This window comes from Nocardia seriolae NBRC 15557, assembly GCF_007990715.1.
Taxonomy (GTDB): Bacteria; Actinomycetota; Actinomycetes; order Mycobacteriales; family Mycobacteriaceae; genus Nocardia; species Nocardia seriolae.
The window spans coordinates 25,186-48,844 of record NZ_BJWY01000012.1 but is presented as its reverse complement, the minus strand read 5'-3'; the positions used below and the strand labels follow the sequence as shown (position 1 = coordinate 48,844).

Sequence of the window (23,659 nt, the reverse complement as noted above, 5' to 3'; positions counted from 1 at the left end):
GAGGGGAATCGGGCAAAACCCCTCCAGGACTTGCCATTCGGCGGGTGAGGCTACTTTTGGGCGGCCAGGAGGATCAGGTCGGTTACGGCGGTGGGGTTGGAAACGGAGACCGCGTGGGAGGCTGGGACTTCGATGGTGTGGGCGGCCGCGCGGGTGGACATGAAGCGCTGGGATTCGAGGGGGATGTTCTTGTCCTCGGTGGTGATGAGGGAGTAGCTGGCGATGGTGCGCCAGGCGGCGGCCGTGGCGGATTGCTGGAGGGCGTCGAGGGAGACCGGGCGCTGGGTGACGGCCATGGTGGCGGCGAGGTCGGCGGGCACGTCGGCGGCGAACTGGGCGGGGAATTCGGTTTGGCGGATGGACAGTTCGGTGCCGGTGCCGCCGCCGGAAAGGGGATAGGAGGCGGGCGTGGTGGTGGGGGCCAGGGTGGAGCCGGGGAACTTGTCGGTGAGCTCGAGGGCGCTCTCGCCCTCGGCGGGAATGAACGCGGCGATATAGACCAGAGCCCGCACGTCAGGCTTGCCGTGGGCCGCGACGGTGATGACGCTGCCGCCGTAGGAGTGGCCGGCGAGGACGATCGGGCCTTCGATGCCGTCGAGGACCGATGCCACGTAGGCGGCGTCGGAGTCGAGGCCGCGCAGCGGGTTGGCGGCGGCCACGACGGGGTAACCCGCCTCGCGCAGGCGGGGGATGACGCCGTTCCAGCTGGAGGAATCGGCGAAGGCGCCGTGTACCAGGATGATGGTCGGCTGGGTGGTCATGAAAGTGCTCCTCTGGCGAATCGGGTTGCAGGTCAGGACAGTTCGGAGATGGTGCCGGTAATTTCGGCGGTGACCTCGTCGGGGTGGGTGTGCATGACGAGGTGGGGTGCGTCGAGTTCGACGACCTTGCGGAGTCCGGCGCGGCGGTAGCCGAAGCGCTCGACCTCGGGGTTGATGGTGCGATCGGCGGCGGAGACGATGCCCCAGGCTGGCTTGGTCTTCCAGGACGCGGCGGTGGCGGCTTCGGTGAACGCGAAGGTCACCGGCCTGCCACCGGCATTGGTCATCACCGCCGAAGCCGACGTCCTCCGTGACGAAGGCGAGGCCTACGCCGCCAAACTCCGCGCCGCGGACGTCCCCGTCACCCAGGTCCGCTACGCCGCCATCACCCACGACTTCGTCATGCTCAACACCCTCCACGACACCAACGCCGCCAAATCCGCCGTAGCCCAGGCGATCACCACCCTCACCCAAGCCCTCCACTGAAGTGTCGAGTGGCACATTCCGGAGGGGAAGCGGCAAACCCCGTCCAGAATGTGCCACTCGCGGGTGCCAGCGTTGCGGTGGTTGCCCGTGTTGTGCCAGATGGGGGACCAGGTGTGCCGATGGATCTTCGGTGGTGTGGATTCGGTATGAAAGCTCCAGGATTGAGGGGTCTCGCGTCAATCGTGGAAAGGTTGAGATACGTGCCCAAGCGGCTGATCACCGTGGTGATGCTGGGGATGTCGGTGGCTGCGATGTCGGGGTGTGCCGACCATCGTGGCACGCCGCTGACGCCGCCCTCACCGTCGTCGTCGGTGCCTGTGCTCGGCGGCGGGCAGGTTCCGGATGTGATCGACGTGCCCACCACCTCGCCCTCGACGACAACGACCAGGGTGAGGTAGCGCGGCATTATCCGACCTGGGCCTTTCGGTGCCGAAAGGCCCAGTGGCCGGTGCCGTTCGGATCGTGCCGCGGCGAGGCTCGGGGCGCATCGTGAAGCGATGAAGCCCAACAGCCGCGATGGCTCGCATCGCCCCCAACCCTCGGCCCGGCACCCGGTGCGGGTGGTCCTGACCGACCGGGACCGCACCGTTCGTGACGCCATCGCCGACCTGCTCGAACTCGACCCGACCGTGTCCGTGGTCGGCGAGGCCGACTCGGTGGACCGCGCCCTCGCGCTGCTGCCCGGGCTACAGCCCGACGTGGTGATCCTCGACCCCCGCCTGCCCGACGGCGACGGGTTGTCGATCTGCCGCAAACACCGTGACACGAGCCGGTTTCTGATCCTGACCGCGGACGGCGATCCCGATCGGATGCTCGCGGCCGTGGACGCGGGGGCGGCCGGATACATGATCAAGGATCTGACCGAGCTGGCCCTGGCCGACGCGGTGCGGGTCATCGCCGTCGGCGGCTCGCGCCTGGATTGCAACAGCGCCCCGGTCCTCATGCGCGAGTTGCGCAATCGCGAAGGCCGGGCGCGTGATCCGATCGCGTCGCTGACCACCATGGAGATGACGATCATGCTGCTGCTCGCCGAAGGGCTGACCGACCAGCAGGTCGCCGATCGACTGTTCTTCAGCGAGAACACCATTCGCGACTATGTCACCCGCCTGACCCGCAAGCTCGGTCTCAGCGATCGCTCGCAGGCGGCCCTGCACGCCGGGCACCTGCGCGCCTCCTCCACCCCGGCCCGCTGACCATCGGCCCCGGACCATCGAAATCGTGCACCGGGTGCTCGGGGCCGGTCATGCGCCGTATTCGACGGGCGGTCGGCACCGGTCAGTCGCCCGACACGGTGGTCCCGGTCGGCGTGTAAGTGCTTGCGTCGGTGGTGTATTCGGGGTTGCCGTAGGTGGCGAGGCGCTTGCGGATGGCGCGGGTGTCGGCGGCCTTGCGGAGTGCGGGCCGCTGGGTGGCGATGGTCATGAGGATGAAGCGCAGCAGAATGAACGGGGCGGTGAGGGCGACGCGGGCGGCGTCGGCGGGGCGGAGGTGGACGCTCATGGCGGCCGCGGCCCCGCGGTTGCCACCGGCGAAGCCCAGGAAGAAGGCTCTGCTCCAGCTGTTTTCGACGGCCTCGGCCGCGCGGTCGAAGCGCGAGTTGGCGGGGCGCAGGTAGGCGTCCATGGTGGAGCGGACGAGTTCGCCGCAGGTGGTGTCGTCGAAGCCGTCGCGGAGCAGTGCGGCGCGGGCGTGGAAGACCTCGATGATGCCCGCGGCGGTGGTGGGGAGGAGTTCCTCGGGGAGGCCGAGCAGGAAGCAGCGGTAGCGGCTGAATTCGAGCATGGCGCGTTCGCGGGGGCTGAATTCGGTGCGACCGCGGCGGGTGGCGAGGGTCGCGAGCAGGTACATGTTGATGAGCCCGGCGGGCATCTGGTCGACCTGTGGGACGGGGATGCCATACACGCCGGAATCCCACTGCTCGGAGCGTTCGAGGGCGTTGTAGCGGACCATCGAGTGCATCAGGCGGACCATGGCGGCGGCCTCGAAGCCCTCGCCGTGGCGTTCCAGGGCACCGGGGAGGGTGGTCACCGTGAAGAAGGTCGCGGTCTCGTTGACCCGGCGCGCAGCGCGGCGGCCGGACAGTGCGCCGGTCAATGCCATCGGGAGCGCGGCATAGGTATTGAGGAAGGTCGCGAGGAAAGCACCGCGAATCAGGAAGGGCGACAGGTAAGCCGCGCCGACGCGCATGTGCCGCGCGCCCTCCTCGACCAGTTCCATGTCCAGCCAGCCGGGGGCGGCCTCCATGGAATCGATGAATGCCCGCAGCTCGGCGGGTGCGCCGGGGATCGAGTCGACGCCGGTGCGGCAGGCCTGCCGCAGCATGTCGATGAGGCCGCGGACGCCGTAGCGCGGGACCAGCGAGGCGTACGGGTCGGCGACGACATCGCCGAGCATGGTCGCGGTGCGCATCAATTCGACGACGCGGTCGTCGGCGAGCAGCGGTTCGCGCGCGGCGACCCATTTCGGCAGCGATGACCTGTCGCCGAGGTCGGTGGTGAAGCGGTGCGGCGAGGCGTGGAAGTCGATGCGGCCGTAGAGATCCGGCTGTAGGACCCGCTGGTTGTGTACCCGCTCAGCGAGTTCCGGGTAGTGGGACGTCATCGCAACCTCTACTTTCAACCTGTTAGTTAGAGACTGACAGGTTGTAAGTTAGAGTGTCAAGGGTGACGGGCGCTCCAGGTGTACGCAGGCGGATGAGCGCTGAGAGCCGCCGCGAGCAGATCCTCGACATCGCCCACGCCATCGTGGCCGCCGAGGGCTTCCACGCGGCCACCCCGAACCGCATCGCCGAGGCCGCGGGCATCACCCGTCCCGTCCTCTACCAGCAGTTCGGCGACCTGGCCGGTGTTTTCGTCGCCCTCATCGACCGCGAAGCCGCCCGCGCGGCAGCCCAATTCGCCGAGGCGGTCTCCCATCCCGGTGAACCCGTCGATCCGGACCCTTTCATCAGCACCTTCGCCGGTGTGGTCCGCGCGATCGACACCCATCCCGCGACCTGGCGCCTGTTCCTCTTCCCGCCCGCCGGCGCACCCCCGGAACTCCACCGCCGCCTCGCCCAATCCCAGGAGGTCGTACGCGCCTATCTGGAACAACCACTCCTGCAGGCATTCCCGGCCCTCCCCGACCCCGAGTACACCGCCAGAATCCTGCACGCCTCCGGCCGGGAACTACTCCAACTCCGCCTCACCGACCCCGCCAACGCCACCACCGACCGCCTCATCGCGCTGGTTCGCCACCTGCGAACCAGCGCTCTTCTCCCGCAGGTTTCCGGAGTGGGTGGCGGGGCGGAGTGATCGCGGCGGAATAGGGTCGGGGTATGTCGTTTCCTTGGGCCTTCGCGCCGATCGAGCCGTTCGCGAGCGGGATGCTCGCGGTCGGGGATGGGCAGGAGATCTATTGGGAGACTTCGGGGAATCCGCAGGGCAAGACGGCGCTGTACCTGCACGGCGGTCCGGGCGGTGGAATGGGCGCGGGCTATCGCCGGCACTTCGACCCCGACCGATACCTCATCGTCGGCTTCGAGCAGCGCGGATGCGGCCGCAGCCGCCCCCTCGCCACCGGCGACCCGGCGGCCCTTGGCCGTAACACAACCCACCACCTGATCGCCGACATCGAAGCCCTGCGCACCCACCTCGGCGTGGATAAATGGCTGGTCAACGGCGTCTCCTGGGGAACAACCCTGGCCCTGGCCTACGCGCAGGCCCGTCCCGCTCGCGTCAGCGAACTGGTCCTGATGGCAACCACACTCACCAACCCCGACGCCGTCGAATGGATCACCGAGACGGTCGGCCGCCTGTTCCCGCGGGAATGGGACGCCTTCCGCGCGGCATCGGGCGCACGCCCGGGCCGGAGACTGGTCGACGCCTACTACGAGCTGCTCACCGACCCCGACGAAGAGGTCAGGAACCGAGCGGTGGACGCGTGGATGGCCTGGGAAGACGCGCACATCTCCATGGGCGGTGCGAAACACGGCCTGGGCGACCACGACCCGGTCCGGCGTCGAGTCTTCGCAACCCTGGTGGTCCACTACTGGAAGCACGCCGCCTTCCTCCCACCCACCGCCCTGACCGACGCCATCCCCACCCTCCACCACCTCCCCGCCGTCTTCATCCAAGGAAAACTCGACGTCAGCGGCCCCGCCGCAGTCGCCTGGACCCTCCACAAATCCTGGCCCCGAAGCCAATTCATCCTCATCGACGACGAGGCACACGGCGGCCCCCAAATGGCCCAAGCCATGATCCAAGCCCTCTCCACCCTCGCCCCACCCCCGATCCCATTCGTTGAGTGGCACACCACTTCGTGGGGAGAATCGGGCAAAACGGGGGCGGGGTGGCGCTCGGTGGTGAGACTCGGGGGATGGATGGTGATGCGGGTGGGGTGGGGGGTGAACGGCGGTCGGATATCGCGACTCTGCTGATCGATCGGATGGGGGATGAGCGGCTGGGATTGCGTACCCGTGAGCGGGATTGGACGTGGGATGCGGTGGTGCGGGAGTCGGCGGCGCGCGCCGCGCTGGCTCGGGAGTTGCGGCGGGACGGGCCGTTCCATATCGGGGTGATGCTGGACAACGTGCCCGACTTCGTCTTCTGGCTCGGTGCGGCCGCGCTGGCGGGCGCGACGCTGGTCGGTATCAATCCGACTCGGGGAAATGGTCAGTTGGCGGACGATATTCGGTATGTCGACTGCCAGTTGATCGTCACCGACGCGGCCGGGATGGCGCGCCTGCGCGAGCTGGATCTGGGGCTGGAACCCGAACGGTTTCTGCTGGTTGATGATCCGACATACGGCGAACTGGTTGCGGCGCACGCTCTCGGGCGGGCGAGCGGTGTCGAGCCGGATAGGGGTGCGGGGCCGGAGGCGTTGTTGCTGTTGCTGTTCACGTCGGGGACCACCGGGATCTCCAAGGCGGTCAAGTGTTCTCAGCGGCGGCTGGCGGTGATCGGGTATGCGGCGTCGGACAAGTTCGGGCATGTGCGGGAGGACGTCGATTACTGCTGTATGCCGCTGTTTCATGGGAATGCGATCATGGCGTTGTGGGCGCCGGCGCTGGTCAATGGTGCGACGGTGTGTTTGACGCCGAAATTTTCGGCGTCGGGATTCCTTTCGGATGTGCGGTATTTCGGGGCGACGTTCTTCACCTATGTGGGTAAGGCGCTGGGCTACCTGCTGGCGACGCCCGAGGCGGCGGATGACGGGGTCAATACGCTGGTGCGGGGATTCGGGACCGAGGCGTCGGTGGCCGATCAGGCCGAGTTCCGGCGGCGGTTCGCGGCCGAACTCTTCGAGGGATACGGGTCCAGTGAAGGCCCGGCGCTGGCGGCTCTCGATCCCGAGGCTCCGGCGTCGGCGCTGGGTCGGCCCGCGCATCCGGGTGTGGCCGTGGTGAATTCGGAGACCCTCGTCGAGTGCGCGCGGGCCGTGCTGGATGAATACGGGCGGGTATCGAACCCGGACGATGCCGTCGGGGAGATGATCGACAAGGCGGGCGCGCTCGTCTTCGAGGGCTATTACAAAAACGATGTCGCGGATGCCGAGCGTTTGCGGAATGGCTGGTATTGGACCGGCGACCTCGGATATATCGACGAGGCGGGTTTTCTCTATTTCGCGGGCCGGAAAGGCGACTGGCTGCGGGTGGACGGTGAGAACACCTCGACGCTGCTGATCGAGCAGGTGATTCGACGCCATCCCGCGGTGATCGCGGCGGCGGTCTACGGTGTCCCGGACCCGCGCTCGGGCGATCAGGTGATGGCCGCCATCGAAGTGGCCGATCCGTCCGCCTTCGACGTCGCCGGGTTCGCCGAATTCCTCAGTGCCCAAGATGATCTCGGCAGCAAGGGTGCGCCCAGGCTGCTGCGGGTGTCGGGGAACCTGCCGGTCACCGGGTCGAACAAGGTGCTCAAACGCGAACTGCAACAGCAGCGTTGGCACACCGCCGAGCCGGTCTACCGCTGGGCCGGGCGCGGCGAGCCCGAGTACCGGCTGTTCACCGAGGCCGACAAATCGGAACTGAAGATGGAGTTCTCCACTTTTGGTCGCGTGAACCTGTTCTAACCCTCGGTCTGTGACCTGCGCGAGCCTTCGTTACGATGCGGTTATCGAAGGCTCTGCAGGGAGGGTTGTTTTGTCTCGTAATGAAGGTCATTTGTCCGAATCCGATGCGCCGGAGGGGGTGAGCGACGGCGCGCCGCTGCATGTCGATCTCACCGAAACCGATCGCCGCATAATCGATCTGCTCATCGCCCCGTCGCGGGTGTGGTTCAGCCCGCGGTTCTACGGCATGGAGAACTTTCCGGAGACCGGCCCGGTGCTGCTGGTCGGCAACCACTCGCTGGCGGGCGGCACCGATGCGCCGCTGCTCGCGCACGAGATCCTGGTGCGGCACGATCGGCTGGTGCGGGGGCTGGCCGAGAACGTGCTGATCGATGTGCCGGGTCTGCGAGATGTGTTGCACCGCTGGGGGATCGTGCGCGGTAACCGCCGCAACTGCACCACGCTGCTGGCGAAGGGCGAGGCGGTCGCGGTGTTCCCGGGCGGCGGCCGCGAGGCCATGCGCGGCAAGGGTCAGAAGTACCAGCTGCTGTGGGAGGGCCGCACCGGCTTCGCCAAGATGGCCATCCAGACCGGCGCGCCCATCGTGCCGATCGCCATGGTCGGCGGTGACGACATCTACGACATCGTCTTCGACGGCGACCACCCGGTCATGCTGCCGCTGCGCAAGGCCGTCGAGGGTCTGGGCCTGCGCTCGAACCTGACGCCCCCGCTCATCCGCGGTCTCGGCCCGACCCTGGTGCCCAAGCCGGAGCGCTTCTACTACGCGCTCGGCACGCCGATCGACACCAGCCCGTGGCGCGACGCCGAGGATCTCGAGGCCGCGGCGGGCGAGTTGCAGGCCATCGTGAGGAAGGCCCTGGAAGGTGAACTCGACTTCCTGCTGGCCGAGCGCGACCGTGACCGGGGTCGCAGCCTGCTGGGCCGCACGCTCGGGCGATTCGGTCTCTGAGGCGTCACCCTGACTTCTCGGTAGGTTTACCGAGGTTCAGCCCCTCCGTTCCGCGACGTCACTGGCGACCGTCGCAGTTCGGACCACTTTCTGCCCCCGCGAAGTTAACCTCCGTTCGACTTTCGAGTACCGTATTGGGCACAGGCGATGGTGCCGATGTGGTCACTGTAGGAGGTTGGCGTGGAGCGCACCCTTTTCGAACCCGAACACGAGCTGTTCCGGGAGTCGTTCCGTAAGTTTCTCGATCAGCACGTGGCTGCGCACCATGAGCAGTGGGAGCACGACGGCATCGTCGATCGTGCGGTCTGGCTCGAGGCCGGCAAGCAGGGGTTCCTCGGCATGGCGGTGCCGGAGCAGTACGGCGGCGGGGGCGTCAAGGATTTCCGCTACAACGCCATCGTGACCGAGGAGGTCACCAAGGGCATGTACTCCGGGCGGGGTTTCGGTCTGCACAATGACGTGATCGCGCCCTACCTGCTGGAGCTGGCCAACGAGGAGCAGAAGCAGCGCTGGCTGCCGGGCTTCTGTTCCGGCGAGATCATTACCGCCATCGCCATGACCGAGCCCGGCACCGGCTCGGATCTGCAGGGCATCAAGACCCGCGCGGTGCGCGACGGCGACGACTGGATCCTCAACGGCGCCAAGACTTTCATCACCAACGGCATCAATGCCGACATCGTCATCGTGGTCGCCCAGACCGATCCCGCCAAGGGCGCGATGGGCTTCTCCCTGCTGGTGGTCGAGCGCGGCATGCCCGGCTTCGAACGCGGCCGCAATCTGGACAAGATCGGCCTCAAGGCGCAGGACACCGCCGAGCTGTCCTTCACCGACGTCCGCGTCCCCGGCAAGAACCTGCTCGGCACCGAGGGCCAGGGCTTCATCCACCTGATGCAGAACCTCCCGCAGGAGCGCCTGTCCATCGCCGTCATGGCCGCCGCCGCCATGGAGGGCTGCCTCGAGCTCACCTGCCAATACGTCCGCGACCGCAAGGCCTTCGGCAAACCCATTGGCGCGCAGCAGAACACCCGCTTCGTGCTGGCCGAACTGGCCACCAAGACCACCGCCGTGCGGGTCTTCACCGACCGCTGCATCGAACTGCTCAACCAGGAGAAGCTGACCGTCGAGGAAGCCGCCATGGCCAAGTGGTGGTCCACCGAGGAACAGCTCGACCTCATCACCAAGTGCCTCCAACTCCACGGCGGCTACGGCTACATGCGCGAATACCCCATCGCCAAGGCCTACATGGACGCCCGCGTCCAGACCATCTACGGCGGCACCACCGAGATCATGAAGGAGATCATCGGCCGCAGCCTGAAGCTCTCCTGATCAGAGACGGTCCTCCGTCTCAAGATACGGCCGCCGTCCCGTCTCAGCTCTGAAACTCCCTCGTTCCATGGGGGTACTCCTCGGGGGTATCCCCATCGGGGCGGGTGAAGACGGAATCGATCGCGGCCCTTGTGCGGGTGTCCTGACCGGGCACAACGAGCGTGTCGAGGGGGCAATCGTGACCACACCACCCGACCCCGATCTGAACCGTCTGCGTCGACAGGTGGATGAACAGCTGTCGGGCTGGTGCGTCCGCGACGGCGAGGGGACAACCGGATTCACGCACGGCACGGGCTCTCGCCTCGAGAAGGCGATCCGGGGCCGGTCCTGCGTCGATCCGCGGCTCGAGATCGTGGCCGAGCTCGGGAGCCGCAATGCCGACAATGACGGAACCTTCCCCGCCGCGCCGGTGTATCTGGTCAGCTTCACAGTGGCTGCGAAGCCGCCGGAGGAGAGCGGAGCGACAGCCGAGGTGACCCAGGCCGAATGCCGGTCGGGGTGGCGCTCGGCGTCGTTCCATTGGCCCGCCCGCAGGTTCGGGGTCCGTCGCCGGATGTGCTGGGCACCGTCGTGTTCGCCACCGCGATCGGCTCCCTGGTCGCCGCCATCACTCGCGGCCAGGACTGGGGCTGGGACTCGCCGCTGACCCTCGCGGGTCTGCTCGGCGGCGCGATCCTGCTGGCCCTGGGCCTGATTCGAGCCCGGGAACACCGCAGTCCGGCCGTGGATCTCGGACTCTGGCGCGACGGTCTGTTCGCCCGCACCGGTGCCGCCTCGGCGGTCATCGGATTGGCGCTGTCCGCCCACATGCTCATGGGCCCGATCTTCCTGTCCGCCGTGTGGCACTACTCGGTCATCAAGGCGTCGCTGGTGCTGACCATCGCCGCGGTGACCGCCATGATCAGCTCGGTCCTGGTCGGCAGGATCGGCACGATATCCAACGCGGGCCGCCTGTCCGCACTCGGCGCAGCGCTTTTCGCGGCGGGCGCGGCCGTGCTGGGCGCCCACGCGGTGGCGGCGGGCGGGTAGGGTCGGCGAGTCAAGATCGTTTCGGCGTTACTGGTCGGCTGGGCACCACATCGGCAACGGGAGTGGGGCGGCATGCGGAACGCGCTCGATGAAGAGATCGATCTGTCGGCACTTTTCACGCCGTCGGCCGTGGGGACGGTGGCGGTGCGGAATCGGTTCGCGATGGCGCCGCTGTCGCGGTACGCGGCGCGGTGCGGGATACCCGCGCCGGAGCTGGGAGCGTTCTATCGGCGGCGGGCCGCCGGGGGCGTCGGGCTGATCATCAGTGAGGGCATCTCGATCGGGGACGGGGTGGGGGAGGACGGGTCCGGCATCGCCGGGATCCGGGGCCCGGGTGCGGTGGCGGCGTGGCGGGCCATCGTGGCCGCCGTGCATGCCGAGCGGGTGCCGATCTTCGCCCAGTTGATGTACGTCGCCCGGGCGGGCGCGGTATTCGAGACCGAGCGGACCGTAGCGGGTTTCGCGCAGGCCGCACGGCAGGCGCGGGACGCCGGTTTCGACGGGATCGAGATCCATGGCGCGCACGGGATGCTGCCCGCGCGCCCGGCGTTCGCGGCGGAACTCGTGGGCGCGGTGCGGGCCGAGCTCGGGCCGGGAGTGCCGATCAGCTACCGGTTCTCCCAGTGGGAGGTGGATCGCTACGACGCGCGGATCGCGGGGAGCCCGGCGGCGCTCGAGGCGATGCTGCGGCCGATCGCGGCGGCGGGAGTGGCGGCGTTCCATCCCTCGACGCGGCGCTTCGACGAGCCGGAGTTTCCCGAACTGGCCGGGCCGGACGGGCAATTGAGCCTGGCCGGGTGGACCAGGGCGCTGACCGGGCAGCCCGCGATCATCGTCGGCTCGATCGGGCTGTCGCGACCGGACGCGCCGATGTCGTTGCGGCCCTTACTGCGTCGCTTCGAGCGGGGCGAATTCGATATCGCGGCGATCGGGCGCGCGGTGCTGGCGAATCCGGGTTTCGTCGGGCTGGTCTGCGCCGGCCGGCTGGGCGATCTGGTGCCCTACGACGAGCACCGGCACAAGACCACCCTCGAGTGAATCGGCGGCTCCGGCAGGAACCGGCGTGTCCGCGCCGACACGCTGTAGTTTGCGGGAAGTTTGCCGACTCTCGGTTTGGCGGCCAAGATGGGGCCCGGACCGCTCTTTCAGCTGCTCTTTCGTCTAGCCGATGGGAGCCGGGCGTTGCAGAAATTGCGAAGGAACTCGCAGGACCCGCTGGAACCGAACGCCCGCACCCTGGTCGACCTGCTGTCGGCGCGCGTGCTCGAGACCCCGCACCGACCGGCCTACGTCTTCGCGGAGCACGGCGCGGACCGCGACGTCTTCGACTACCAGCGGGTGTGGGAGCGGGTGGCCGGACTGGCCGAGCGCATTGTCGAGACGACCGGTCCCGGCGATCGGATCGCCCTGCTGTGCCCGCCCGGCCCGGACTTCGTCTGCGCGTTCTTCGCCTGCCTGACGACCCGCAGAATCGCGGTGCCGGTGCATCTTCCGATGTCGGCCCAGCAGATCGCGACGCTGCGCGCCATCCTGCACGACAGCGGCGCGACCGCGGTGATCGCGCCCCGCTCGACGGTGCCGGTCGACAGCGCCCAGCTCGGCGGCGGCATCGCGATCATCGACAGCGAGACCGCGGGCCGGGGCCTGGGTTTCGAACCGCTGCCAGGATCCGCCCCGGAGCCCGAGGACATCGCCTTCCTGCAATACACCTCGGGCTCGACCGGCCTGCCCAAGGGCGTGATGGTCCGGCACCGGAACCTGATGGTCAATCTCGGGACCATCCGGGACAAATTCCATCTCGCCCCGGACACCTCGATCGTCTCGTGGCTGCCGCCGTATCACGACATGGGCTTGATCCAGGGCTCCCTGCTGCCGATGTTCGCCGGCCTGCCCGGCACCCTCATGTCGCCGATGACGTTCCTGCGCGACCCGATGAACTGGCTGCGCGAGATCTCCGGGGGCGAGCGCGTGTTCGCGGGCGGCCCCAATCTCGCCTACGGGCTGTGCGTGAAGCGGGTGTCCCCGGCCGACGCGGCGACGCTGGACCTGAGCGGCTGGGAGACCGCCTTCGTCGGCGCGGAACCGATCGACCCGCGCACGCTGCGCAATTTCGCCGACGCCTTCGCAGTGAGCGGTTTCCGCGCCGAGCGCATCGTCCCCGTGTACGGGCTGGCCGAGGCCACCCTGTACGTCAGCGGGGCCGAGCTCGGGGCCGGGGCCCGGTCCCGGCACTTCTCGCCCGCGGACCTGGAGAGCGGGGTCGCGATCGCGAAACCCGCCGGGCGCGAACTGATCGGCGTCGGAGCGGCGGGCCCCGAGATCGCCGTGGTCGATCCCCGCACCCGGATCCGCTGCGCCGAGAACTGGATCGGCGAGATCTGGCTCAGCGGTGCGAGCATCACCGCCGGTTACTGGGACAAGCCCGACGCCACCGAGCGCGGCTTCCGGGCGCGGATCGAGGGCGAGGACGGCACACCGTATCTGCGCACCGGCGATCTCGGCTTCGTCTGCGACGGTGAGCTCTACATCTCCGGCCGCAGCAAGGAACTGATGATCGTGCACGGCCGCAATATCTTTCCGCAGGACGTCGAGCGCACCATCCTCTCCGGCCATCCGGGGCTGCGGCCCGGCGGCTGCGCGGTCTTCACCGCGCGCATCGATGACCAGGACCGGGTGATGGTCGTGCAGGAACTCGACGAGGAATCCGAAAGCAGCGCGGCGCTGGCGGATTCGATCCGCGGCCTGGTCAGCCGCGAACACGCGCTGAGCGTGCACCGGGTCGTCTTCGTCGGCAAGGGGCAGGTGCCCAAGACCACCAGCGGCAAGATCCAACGGCAGCGGCTGCGCGAAACCTATTCGTCGGAAACAGCATTCGAGGAGAGCGTGCGATGAGTACCTCGTCCGAGACCGCGACCGTGCTGCACTTCTTCGTGGAGTGGGCCGCCGACCGGCTCGAGCGCGACGCGGTGGACCCGCACTCCCCGCTCACCTCGCTGGGCCTGGATTCGGTCAAGGCCGCGGAACTGATGACCATCCTGGAGGACCGGTTCGACGCCGAGATCACCGCCGAGGAGATCTTCGACGGCCTGAGCCTGGCCGATGTCGCCGAGACGGCCACCGCCGCACGCGGAAACGGCCACCCGCCCGCCGACGAGCCCGGGTCCGGGCCCCGGCGCGAGATGGACTTCAGCCTGCTGTTCTTCTCCAGTGACGCACAACGGCATGCGGCCGGCGGCCGCTACGAACTGCTGCTCGACAGCGCCCGCTTCGCCGACGCGCACGGACTGCGCGCGATCTGGCTGCCGGAACGGCACTTCCACAGCTTCGGCGGCCTGTACCCGAACCCGTCGGTGCTGGGCGCGGCGCTGGCCGCCGCCACCGAGCGGGTGCGCATCCGGGCGGGCAGTGTGGTGCTGCCGCTGCACAATCCGATCCGCGTCGCCGAGGACTGGTCGGCGGTGGACAACCTCTCGGGCGGGCGCGTGGACCTGGCCTTCGCCACCGGGTGGAACGCCGACGATTTCGTGCTCGCCCCGGACAACTACGCCGACCGGGTCGAGCTGACCCGCACCGGCATCGACACCGTGCGACGGCTGTGGCGCGGCGAATCGGTCACCCGGCCCAATGGTGTGGGCGAGACCCGCGAGGTGCGGATCTTCCCGGCCCCCGTACAGCCCGCGCTGGCGACCTGGCTCACCTGCAGCGGCGGTGTCGAGCGCTTCGCCATGGCCGGTGCGCTCGGGGTGAATGTGCTGACCGCGCTGCTGTTCCAGGAGGTGGACGACCTGGGGGAGAAGCTGGCCGCCTACCGGGCGGCGCGGGCCGAGCACGGCCACGGGGCCGATACCGGCCACGTCACCGTCATGCTGCACACCTTCCTGGGCGGCGACGAGGCGGCGGGCCGCCGGACCGTCGAGGGCCCGTTCAAGCGCTACCTGGAGGATTCGGTCGATCTGTGGCGGCGCGGGTCGGAGGCGCTCGAGAGCCTCGACGCCAAGACCCGGGTCAAGGTGCTGGACTTCGCCTTCGAACGCTACTACCGCAACAACGGCCTGTTCGGCACCCCGGATTCCACGGCCGCCATGGTCGCCCGGCTGCGCGGGATCGGCGTCGACGAGATCGCCTGCCTGATCGACTTCGGCATCCCCGACGCCGAGGTGCTGGGCGGGCTCGAGGCGCTGGCGCGACTGCGGGCCCTGACAGCGGCGCGGTGAAGGCCGCCGCGCCGTCCGCGTAAGAACCGTCCACTCGCTTCCAGACGCAGGAGCAGAATTGACCGGTCCCGGTGCCGTCCCTTTTCCGTTATCGGCTGCGCAGCAGGGAATTTGGTACGCGCAACAACTGACCGGTCCGACACCCATCACCAATGCGCTGTGCATCGACCTGCGCGGCGATCTCGATGTCGAGCTGCTGCTGGCGTCGTTCTGGCGGGTGGCGGGCGAGTTCGGGGCCGCGCGGCTGCGGGTGATCGAGACCGGCACCGGTCCCGTGCAGGTGGCGGATCGGCCGCTGGACGAGCCGGTGCGCTTCCAGGATCTGCGCTCGGAAGCGGATCCGATTGCGGCGGCCCACGATTGGATGCGCGCGGAATACCGCCGCCCCGTCGATCTCCAGCGTGATCGGCTGGTCACCACCGCCGTCCTGCGGGTCGCCGATCGGCACTGGTGCTGGTATCTGCGCGCCCATCACATCGCGCTGGACGGGCTGGCCGCCATGACCCTGCTCAGCCGCGTCAGCGAGTGCTACACCGCCGCCGTCGAAGGCGGGCAGCCGACGGAGGCCCGGGCCCAGGATCTCGCCGACCTCGTCGCCGCGGACGAAAAATACCGTGCCTCACAGCGTTTCGAGACCGACCGGGAATTCTGGCGGCAGCAGCTGGCGGACCTGCCCGCCCCGGTCAGCCTGGCCGGTAGGAGCGCGCAGGCCGACGCGCACCCGATCTCGGTGAGCGGCGTACTGCCGGAGGAGACGGCGGAGCTGCTCAACGCCGTGGTCAAGGCGACCTCCACCAATCCGGCGGTGCCGTACCTGGCGGCCTTCGGCCTGTTCCTGGGCCGCATGACCGGCGGCGACGACATCGTGCTGAGCCTGCCGGTGTCCGCGCGCGTCACCACCGCGGCGCTGCGCTCGGGCGGAATGCTGGCCAATACCCTGCCTTTTCGCGTCGGCCTCGGCCCGCGCGGCACGGTCGGCGAGCTGATCGAGGAGACGCAGCGGCAGCTGATCGAGGTGCTGCGCCGCCAGCGGTATCGGCAGGAGGACATGTTCCGCGATATCGGCAGGCTCACGCCCCAGACCCAGGTCTTCGGTCCGTACGTGGACCTGATGATGTTCGACCCGACCATCGCGCTGGGGTCGGTCACGGGGCAATTGCAGGTGCTGACACCGGGATTGGTGTCCGATATCTCGGTGAGCGTCTACACCGGCGCGGGTGCGCACGAGGGCGCGACGGACACCCGTGTTGATTTCGTGGCCAATCACGACCTGTACACGCCGGAAGAGCTTGCGCGCCAACTGGATCGGTTCCTGCGGTTCTTCCACGACTTCGTGGCCGCGCTCGGCGCCGATCCCGCGCGGCCGGCGCGCGCGCTGGATCTGCTCGATACCGAGGAGCGCGAGCGCGTGCTGCGGGACTGGACCGACACCGCCGCGCCGATCGACGAGTCTGCGACCCTGATCGAGATGTTCCGGCGGCAGGCGGGCGCGACCCCCGACGCGATTGCCGTCGCGGACGGTGCGGACCGCCTCACCTATGGGCGGCTCGAAGCGCGAGCCCGACGCCTGGCGGAAGCCCTCGCCGACCGCGGCGCGGGGCCGGAAACCCTTGTCGCCCTGGCGCTTCCCAAGGGCGCGCCCCTGATCACCGCCCTGCTGGCCGTGCTCGAGACCGGTGCCGCCTACGTGCCGCTGGATCCGTCCTCGCCGCCCGAGCGCATCGCCTACATCCTCGCCGACGCGGCTCCCACCCTCGTCGTCATCGACGACAGCACCACCGAACTGGTCGCCACGAGCGACGTTCCGCGCCTGCACGTCGACCTCGCGGACTCCGACGGGCACCGCTCGGGCCGCTCGGCCGCGCCGTCGGGGCCGCGCCCGGACAATGTCGCCTACGTGATCTACACCTCCGGCACCACCGGAAACCCCAAGGGCGTGGCCGTCACGCACGCCAATGCCGCCGCCCTGTTCCAGAGCACCCGCCCGTGGTGCGGATTCGGCCCGGACGATGTCTGGACCTGGTGCCACTCACAGGCCTTCGACTTCTCGGTGTGGGAGATCTGGGGTGCGCTGCTGCACGGCGGGCGCGTGGTCGTGGTGCCCCGCGAGGTCGCGTACTCGCCGTCGGACCTGTGGGATCTGATCGTCGAGCAGGGCGTGACCATCCTCAACCAGACCCCGTCCGCGTTCTACGCGCTCATCGAATCCCGCCGTGCCACCCGCGACGACGGCTCCCGGCTGCGCATGGTGGTCTTCGGCGGAGAGGCGCTGGACCCCACCCGGATTCAGCGCTGGCCCATCCTCGAGCGCCCGGACTCGCCGCGCCTGATCAACATGTACGGCATCACCGAGACCACCGTGCACGTCACCGAACAGCCGCTCACCCGGGAACACCGGCTGGGTGAGCCGGGCGTCAGCCCGATCGGTGTGCCGCTGGCGAATCTGCGGGTGTACGTGCTGGATTCGTGGCTGCGCCCGGTCCCGGCCGGTGTCGCGGGCGAGCTCTACGTGGCGGGCCACCAGGTCGCGCGCGGGTATCTGGCCCGCCCGGCGCTGACCGCTTCACGCTTCGTCGCCGACCCGTTCGACCCCGCGGGCGGCCGCCTGTACCGCAGCGGCGACGTGGTGCGCTGGAGCGCGGACGGCGTCCTGGAATACCTCGGCCGCGCCGACGAGCAGGTCAAGATCCGCGGCTACCGCATCGAACTGGGCGAGATCGAATCCCAGCTCGCGGCACAGGATTGCGTGGCGGGCGCGGTCGTCACCACCCACACCGCGCCCGCCCCGCCACCCGAGGCCGCGCCCTCCACCCAGCTGGTCGCCTACCTGGTTCCCGACCCCGCCGCCGCACCGGTGGCCGCGAAATGCCTGCGGCTGCAACGCGAGGGCGAGATAGCCGCCGAGGAACTGCACGAATTGCCCAATGGCATGCCGGTCGTCGGCCGCAACCGCTCCAATATCGAGTTTCTGTACGAGGAGATCTTCGAGACCGAGGAATACTGCCACGGCGGCGTGAGCATCCCCGAGGACGGCTGCGTCGTCGATATCGGCGCGCACGTCGGCATGTTCTCCCTCTACGCCAAGCGGAAGTCGCCCGGCATCAAGCTCTTCGCGGTCGAGCCGATGCCCGAACTGCGGCGCATGTACCGCGCCAATGCCGCCCTGCACGACCTGGACGCCACCCTGGTGCCGTACGCCATCGGCGCGGAGGCCACCACCGACACCTTCACCTACTACCCGGAGATGTCGGTGCTCTCCGGGCGCGGCACCGACAGCCGCGAGCAGTACGACATCCTGCAACAGTTCATCCACACCGCATACCGTGCGGAGACCGCGGATCTCGGTGACAAGCTGGTCGATCAGCTGATCGCCGATCGGCTGGACTGCGAGCAGGTCCAGGTCGCGATCCGCCCGCTCTCGCACATCATGGACGAGTTCGGGATCACCCGCATCGACCTGCTCAAGCTCGATGTCGAGGGCAGCGAACTCGACGCGCTGCACGGCATCGAGGACCGGCACTGGCCCCTCATCGACCGCATGGTCATCGAGGTCAATGATGTCGAGGACCGGCTGGCCCGCATCCGGGAACTGCTGGGCGAGCGTGGATTCGAGGCCGAGGCGCGGGTCTCGCCCAATGTGGTGGGCACCGACCTGCACATCGTGTACGCCATCCGGCCCGCGCTGCGCACCGCGCTCGGCGACGCCGGTGACACCGCCTCGGAGCTGCTGGAGCCGAACGAGAAATGGAGTGCGCCGGGCGCTCTCGGCGCGCTGCTGCGGGCGCGGCTGGGCGAGCGGCTGCCCGGATACATGGTCCCGGATGTGGTCATGGTGCTGGACGCGCTGCCGTTGACGGTGAACGGCAAGGTCGACAAGGCGGCCCTGCCCGAACCGGTGGCGGCGCGGGCGACCTACCGCGCGCCCGCCACCCCGGTCGAGGAGGTGGTGGCGACCGTCTACGCCGAGGTGCTCGGGGTGGAGCGGGTGGGCGTCGACGACGATTTCTTCGTGCTGGGCGGCAATTCGCTGTCGGCCACGCGCCTGGCGGCCCGGCTCACGGACGGCGTCGGCCTGCCCGTGGCGGTCCGGGATGTCTTCGAAGCCTCGGTGGTGACGGAGCTGGCCGACCTGCTGACCGCCCGGGTGGCGGCGGCTCCGAGCGTCGTGGAGGGGCCGCGCCTGCGGCCGCGGCCGCGGCCGGATCGGGTGCCGCTGTCGTTCGCGCAGCAGCGGATGTGGTTCGTGAACCGCTTCGATCCGGAGTCGCTGGCATATCACATTCCGATGGTGATCCGCTTGTCCGGGCCGCTCGACGTGGCGGCGCTCGGCGCGGCGGTGTGGGATGTGCTGGCGCGCCACGAAGTCCTGCGCACCCGGTACCCGGACGCGGACGGCGTGCCGTTCCAGGTCGTGGTGCCCGTCGAGGAACTGTGTGCGGCGGCCGACGTGGATCTGCACGCCGTCCCGGTGGGCGAATCCGGGCGGGCGGCGGCCATATCCACGGTGGTCTCGGCGGGTTTCGAGGTGGCCGAACGGGTTCCGCTGCGCGCCCGGCTGCTCACCACCGGCGACACCGAATTCGTGCTGCTGCTGGTGGTGCACCACATCAATGCCGACGGGTTCTCGATGGCGCCGCTCGCGCGGGACCTGGCCGCCGCGTACCTGGCCCGCCACGACGGGCGGCAACCGGACTGGCAGCCACTGCCGGTGCAGTACGCGGACTACGCGCTGTGGCAGCGCGAGCTGTCCGAATCAGCGGAGGGATCGGAATCGACCGTCGCGCAACAGCTTCGGTACTGGACCGCGCAATTGTCGGAGCTGCCGGAGGTTTTGGAGCTACCCGCAGATCGCCCGCGCCCGGCTGTGGCCTCGAATCGAGGTGCGAGCCACGGTTTCGTCCTCGCACCGGCGGTCGTGGACGGCATGCGGGCGCTCGCCCGGGCCCGGGGCGTCACGGTGTTCATGGTCTTCCACGCGGCGCTGGCGGTGGTGCTGTCGCGGCTGTCGGGCAGTGCCGATATCGCCGTGGGCTCACCGGTGTCCGGACGCGGCGCGGCCGAATTGGACGAGCTGATCGGCATGTTCGTCAATACCGTCGTGCTGCGCACCCGGATCGACGAGTCGGCGGCGTTCACCGCGCTGCTCTCCGACGTCCGCAGCACCGACCTGGATGCGTTCGCGCACACCGATATTCCGTTCGAACAGGTCGTGGAGGCCCTGGATCCGCCGCGCAGCCGGGCGCATCACCCGCTGTTCCAGGTGATGCTCGCCTTTCACAATCTCGACGCGGCCCGGTTCGAACTCCCGGACGTGGTGGTGACTGCCTCGGGCGCGGACACCGGGATCGAGGGGTTCGATCTGACCTTCACACTGACCGACACACCCCGCTCCGACGGCGCGATTCCGGTCGATCTGGGCTATGCCACCGACCTCTTCGACTCCGCCACCATCGCGGCGCTGGTCGGACGGCTCCAGCGGGTGCTGGCGACGGTCACCGCCGATCCCGGTATCGCGGTGCGCGACATCGAAATTCTCGCACCGTCCGAGCGGGAGTCGCTTCTCGGCGAGTGGGGCCGCCACGGCGCACCCGACCGCGCCGGTGCCCAGGATCGCCCCGTCCTGACGCTTGCGGCCCTGCTGGCCGCCGCCGTCGCCGCCAACCCGGACGGCGACGCCGTCGTCGACGGCGAACGCCGAATGTCCTACCGGGACCTCGATGAACGGTCGAATCGCCTGGCGCGTGCGCTGACCGGGCGGGGGATAGGTCCGGAATCGGTGGTCGCGATCGAAGTACCGCGCTCGCTGGACTGGGTCCTGGCGGTGTGGGCGATCACCAAGACCGGTGCGGCCTTCCTGTCGCTGGACCCCGCGCATCCGGAAGAGCGGAACCGGTTCGTGCGCAACGATTCCGGAGCCTGCGGCGTGCTGGCGCGGGATACCGCCGGGATCGAGGGACTCGGGGTGGAGATGATCGACGCCGGTACGAACGAGCCCGGCATGGGCCCGCGCGGCCCGGTGAGCGTGGACAACCGCGCCTACGTCATCTACACCTCCGGTTCGACCGGACGCCCCAAGGGCGTGGAGGTCACCCACGCCGGGTTGTCCGCCCTGGTCGCCGACCACGCCCGGCGCTGCGCGGTGGACGCGGATTCCCGTGTCCTCGACGTGGCCGCCCGAACCTTCGACGCGGCGATCCTGGAACTGCTGCTGGCCGTGTCCGGCGGTGCGGCGCTGGTGGTCGCGCCACCCGATGTGTATGGCGGACAACCACTCTGGGAGCTGATGCGCGATCGGCGCATCAGCCACGCCTTCGTCACTCCGGCGGTGGCCGCCTCTCTCGACCCGGCCGGGCTCGACGACCTGCGGATCCTGCTGACCGGCGGCGACCAGTGCTCGCCGCAACTGGTGAACCGCTGGTCGGGAACAGATGCCGCGGGCATCCGCCGGGTGCACAACCTGTACGGCCCCGCCGAAGCGACCATCTGGGTCACCGGTGCGGAGCTGTTGCCCCACCGGCCGATCGGGATCGGCGGCCCGATCGCGGGCATGAGCGCCGTGGTCCTGGACGCGTCGCTGCGCCCGGTACCGGTGGGTGTGGTCGGTGAGCTGTACGTCGCGGGACCCGGTGTGGCGCGCGGCTATCGGGACCGGGCGGGCACGACGGCCGCGCGCTTCGTGGCCGACCCCTTCGGCGTACCCGGTGCCCGCCTGTACCGCACCGGCGACCTTGTGCGCTGGGTCGGTACCGCCACTGCCGCCGCATCCGAATCCGGCACTCCCACACTGGAGTTCGTGGGCCGCTCCGATTTCCAGGTGAAGGTGCGTGGGCAGCGCCTCGAGCTGGGCGAGATCGAGGCCGTACTGTGCGCCATAGATGGCATCGAGCAGGCCGTGGCCGTCGTCGACACCCACGGCGACAGCGCGCGGGTGGCGGGATACGTGGTGGCCGGGCCGGGGCGATCGATCGAACCCGAACAGGTCCGGCGATTCGCGAGCGAGCGGCTGCCCGCCTACATGGTGCCCGATGCAGTGGTGGTGCTCGCGGAGCTGCCGCTGACCGCGACGGGCAAGATCGATCGCCGCGCACTGCCGGAACCGGTGTTCGCGCAGCGGGAATTCCGTGCGCCCGCGTCGCCGGTCGAGGAGATCGTGGCCGGGGTGTTCGCCGAGGTGCTCGGGGTGGAGCGGGTCGGTGCGGATGACGACTTCTTCGCCCTGGGCGGTGATTCCATCGTCTCGATCCAGGTGGTGTCCAAGGCCCGAGCCCGGGGCGTGGTGTTCGGTCCGCGGGATGTGTTCGAGCAGCGGACCCCGGCCCGGCTGGCGGGCCGCGCCCGGATCGTGGGCGAGGCCGGCGGTGGCCTGGCCGAACTGCCCGGCGGCGGGACGGGGGAGTTGCCGCTGTGGCCGGTGGCGCGGTGGATGCTGGACTGGGGCAGGGGATTCGAGCGGTTCGAACAGCACGTGGTGGTGCCGGTTCCCGCCGGTGTGGACGAGCCCGGTCTGCTCGCGGCGATTCGCGCGGTGCTGGAACGCCACGACATGCTGCGATCTCGCCTGCGGCGTGGCGAGACCGGGGACTGGTCGCTGACGGTGCGGTCGCCCGACGCCATCGACGCGACCACACTCTTGCGGCGGTGCACGGCCGGTGCCGACTTCGATGCCGAGGCGAATAGTGCCGCCGCGCAACTGGATCCGCTGGCGGGCGCGGTGATCCGATTCGTCTGGCAGCCGTCCGCCGCCGGTGCGCCCGGACGACTGCTGGTCGTCGCGCATCACCTGGTGGTGGACGGCGTGTCGTGGCGGGTGCTGGTCCCGGACCTGCTGTCGGCGTTCGCGCGGATCGAGACCGGTGCCACGCCGGTCCTGGAACCGGTCGGAACCTCGATGCGGCGCTGGGTACACGGCCTGAAGGAGGCCGCCGCGGACCCGGCCAGGCTCGGCGAGCTGCCCCTGTGGCGGGCCATGGTCGACGGCGCGGATCCACGCTGGGGCGCACGGGAATTGGACCCGACGCGCGACACCGCCGCCACCCTCGAACAGGTGCGGGTCGAACTGCCCGAATCGGTGACGCGCGGGCTGCTGACCAGCGTTCCGGCCGCCTTCCACGGCGAGGTCAACGACGGCCTGCTGGCCGGTTTGGCGGTAGCCGTGCGCGGGTGGCGGGCACGCCGGGGAATCGACGATGCCTCGGTGCTGGTGCGGATGGAAGGCCACGGACGCGAGGAACAGGCCGTGCCCCGTGCGGATCTGTCGCGGACGGTCGGCTGGTTCACTTCCGTGTTCCCGGTGCGATTCGACCTGGACGGCATCGAGTGCGGGGATGGTCTCGGCGGGGATGCGGTTGCGGCGGCGGTGTTCTCGGTCAAGGAGACGCTGCGGTCGATCCCGGACAAGGGCATCGGCTACGGGCTGCTGCGGTACCTGAACGACGAGACCGCGGCGGCGCTGCCGGATCGCATGCCGGGCCGGATCGGCTTCAACTATCTGGGCCGGGTATCGGCCACCGACGCCGACGCGAGTGGAATCGACACCGGTGCGGGCGAAGTGGAGATCGCCCCGGATCCCGCGCTGCCGGTCACCCTGGCAGTGGATATCAACGCGATCGTGGTCGGCGATCGACTGCGCGCCGACTTCCGCTTCCCGCGCACTCTGCTCGACCCCTCGGAGGTCGAAGAGCTGGCCGCCCTGTGGACCCGGGCCCTGACCGCGATCGCCGAGCACGCCGAAACCCCCGGCGCGGGTGGGCATTCCCCTCCGACTTCGATCTGGTGCGGCTGACCCGATCCGAGGTGACCGCGCTCGACCGGGCGTATCCGTCCCTGACCGATGTCTGGCCGTT

The 23,659-nt window shown here is 69.4% G+C and carries 16 protein-coding genes and 1 pseudogene (1 of these 17 cut by a window edge); 14 read left to right on the top strand and 3 right to left on the bottom strand.

Translation table 11 applies throughout. From position 1 onward, the window contains the following. Positions 1-50 precede the first annotated feature (50 nt). Both NS2_RS06025 and NS2_RS06020 read right to left on the bottom strand, forming a co-directional pair. Positions 51-761 (bottom strand): alpha/beta fold hydrolase, encoded by a 711-nt coding sequence (locus NS2_RS06025; RefSeq protein WP_033086351.1) that lies wholly within the window; start codon positions 759-761, stop codon positions 51-53. A 32-nt stretch (positions 762-793) separates the two neighbouring features. Then, positions 794-1,048, bottom strand: a complete 255-nt coding sequence (locus NS2_RS06020; protein ID WP_071344375.1) for an alpha/beta fold hydrolase — start codon at positions 1,046-1,048, stop codon at positions 794-796. On the opposite strand from NS2_RS06020, the pseudogene NS2_RS06015 reads away from it, so the two are divergent. The 3 genes and pseudogenes from NS2_RS06015 to NS2_RS06005 all read left to right on the top strand — a co-directional run. Then, a pseudogene (locus NS2_RS06015) lies at positions 1,017-1,247 on the top strand (alpha/beta hydrolase fold domain-containing protein); the annotation flags it as partial. The gene NS2_RS06020 and the pseudogene NS2_RS06015 overlap by 32 nt on opposite strands. 200 nt (positions 1,248-1,447) lie before the next feature. Next, complete coding sequence (locus NS2_RS06010) at positions 1,448-1,645, top strand: hypothetical protein (RefSeq protein WP_143161268.1); 198 nt, start codon at positions 1,448-1,450, stop codon at positions 1,643-1,645. A 99-nt stretch (positions 1,646-1,744) separates the two neighbouring features. After that, entirely contained in the window at positions 1,745-2,440 is a 696-nt protein-coding gene (locus tag NS2_RS06005; protein ID WP_045436409.1) for a response regulator, read from the top strand. A gap of 82 nt (positions 2,441-2,522) precedes the next feature. Here NS2_RS06005 and NS2_RS06000 read toward each other — a convergent pair whose 3' ends face one another. Beyond that, complete coding sequence (locus tag NS2_RS06000) at positions 2,523-3,848, bottom strand: oxygenase MpaB family protein (protein ID WP_033086347.1); 1,326 nt, start codon at positions 3,846-3,848, stop codon at positions 2,523-2,525. A 92-nt stretch (positions 3,849-3,940) separates the two neighbouring features. On the opposite strand from NS2_RS06000, the gene NS2_RS05995 reads away from it, so the two are divergent. The 11 genes from NS2_RS05995 to NS2_RS05945 form a co-directional block, all read left to right on the top strand. Next, positions 3,941-4,540, top strand: a complete 600-nt coding sequence (locus tag NS2_RS05995) for a TetR/AcrR family transcriptional regulator (protein ID WP_052086083.1) — start codon at positions 3,941-3,943, stop codon at positions 4,538-4,540. Positions 4,541-4,563: 23 nt separating this feature from the next. Further along, entirely contained in the window at positions 4,564-5,664 is a 1,101-nt protein-coding gene (gene pip / locus NS2_RS05990; RefSeq protein WP_063897697.1) for a prolyl aminopeptidase, read from the top strand. After that, a complete protein-coding gene (casI, locus tag NS2_RS05985) occupies positions 5,604-7,298 on the top strand; it encodes a steroid-22-oyl-CoA synthetase (protein WP_045436412.1) in 1,695 nt (564 codons plus the stop codon). The genes pip and casI overlap by 61 nt, the downstream gene beginning before the upstream one ends. Before the next feature lie 91 nt (positions 7,299-7,389). Continuing rightward, the gene (locus tag NS2_RS05980; RefSeq protein ID WP_052086082.1) at positions 7,390-8,247 is read left to right on the top strand and encodes a lysophospholipid acyltransferase family protein; all 858 of its coding nucleotides are present in this window, start codon (positions 7,390-7,392) and stop codon (positions 8,245-8,247) included. A gap of 180 nt (positions 8,248-8,427) precedes the next feature. After that, positions 8,428-9,573: an acyl-CoA dehydrogenase family protein gene (locus NS2_RS05975; RefSeq protein ID WP_147207101.1), complete on the top strand. Its 1,146-nt coding sequence runs from the start codon at positions 8,428-8,430 to the stop codon at positions 9,571-9,573. Between the two features lie 486 nt (positions 9,574-10,059). Further along, positions 10,060-10,602: a hypothetical protein gene (locus NS2_RS05970; protein ID WP_052086080.1), complete on the top strand. Its 543-nt coding sequence runs from the start codon at positions 10,060-10,062 to the stop codon at positions 10,600-10,602. A 72-nt stretch (positions 10,603-10,674) separates the two neighbouring features. Next, positions 10,675-11,640 carry an oxidoreductase gene (locus NS2_RS05965; protein ID WP_045436415.1) on the top strand — a complete coding sequence of 322 codons (966 nt, stop codon included), beginning with the start codon at positions 10,675-10,677 and terminating at the stop codon, positions 11,638-11,640. A gap of 144 nt (positions 11,641-11,784) precedes the next feature. Continuing rightward, positions 11,785-13,494 (top strand): fatty acyl-AMP ligase, encoded by a 1,710-nt coding sequence (locus NS2_RS05960; protein ID WP_052086079.1) that lies wholly within the window; start codon positions 11,785-11,787, stop codon positions 13,492-13,494. Further along, a complete protein-coding gene (locus tag NS2_RS05955; protein ID WP_063864939.1) occupies positions 13,491-14,816 on the top strand; it encodes a MupA/Atu3671 family FMN-dependent luciferase-like monooxygenase in 1,326 nt (441 codons plus the stop codon). The genes NS2_RS05960 and NS2_RS05955 overlap by 4 nt, the downstream gene beginning before the upstream one ends. A 58-nt stretch (positions 14,817-14,874) precedes the next feature. Then, positions 14,875-23,598 carry a non-ribosomal peptide synthetase gene (locus NS2_RS05950; RefSeq protein ID WP_147207100.1) on the top strand — a complete coding sequence of 2,908 codons (8,724 nt, stop codon included), beginning with the start codon at positions 14,875-14,877 and terminating at the stop codon, positions 23,596-23,598. Further along, positions 23,589-23,659, top strand: partial view of a non-ribosomal peptide synthetase gene (locus tag NS2_RS05945; protein WP_186817582.1) — the 5' portion only. It continues 19,711 nt past the right edge of the window; the window shows 71 of its 19,782 coding nt (coding positions 1-71); the start codon lies at positions 23,589-23,591; the stop codon falls past the right edge of the window. The genes NS2_RS05950 and NS2_RS05945 overlap by 10 nt, the downstream gene beginning before the upstream one ends.

Coding starts and splice junctions, on each gene's coding strand:
- NS2_RS06025 (WP_033086351.1), bottom strand. CDS start 761: ATGACCACCCAGCCGACCATCATCCTGGTACACGGCGCCTTCGCCGAT.
- NS2_RS06005 (WP_045436409.1), top strand. CDS start 1,745: ATGAAGCCCAACAGCCGCGATGGCTCGCATCGCCCCCAACCCTCGGCC.
- NS2_RS06020 (WP_071344375.1), bottom strand. CDS start 1,048: ATGACCAATGCCGGTGGCAGGCCGGTGACCTTCGCGTTCACCGAAGCC.
- NS2_RS05955 (WP_063864939.1), top strand. CDS start 13,491: ATGAGTACCTCGTCCGAGACCGCGACCGTGCTGCACTTCTTCGTGGAG.
- pip (WP_063897697.1), top strand. CDS start 4,564: ATGTCGTTTCCTTGGGCCTTCGCGCCGATCGAGCCGTTCGCGAGCGGG.
- NS2_RS05965 (WP_045436415.1), top strand. CDS start 10,675: ATGCGGAACGCGCTCGATGAAGAGATCGATCTGTCGGCACTTTTCACG.
- NS2_RS05970 (WP_052086080.1), top strand. CDS start 10,060: ATGCCGGTCGGGGTGGCGCTCGGCGTCGTTCCATTGGCCCGCCCGCAG.
- NS2_RS05995 (WP_052086083.1), top strand. CDS start 3,941: ATGAGCGCTGAGAGCCGCCGCGAGCAGATCCTCGACATCGCCCACGCC.
- casI (WP_045436412.1), top strand. CDS start 5,604: ATGGATGGTGATGCGGGTGGGGTGGGGGGTGAACGGCGGTCGGATATC.
- NS2_RS06000 (WP_033086347.1), bottom strand. CDS start 3,848: ATGACGTCCCACTACCCGGAACTCGCTGAGCGGGTACACAACCAGCGG.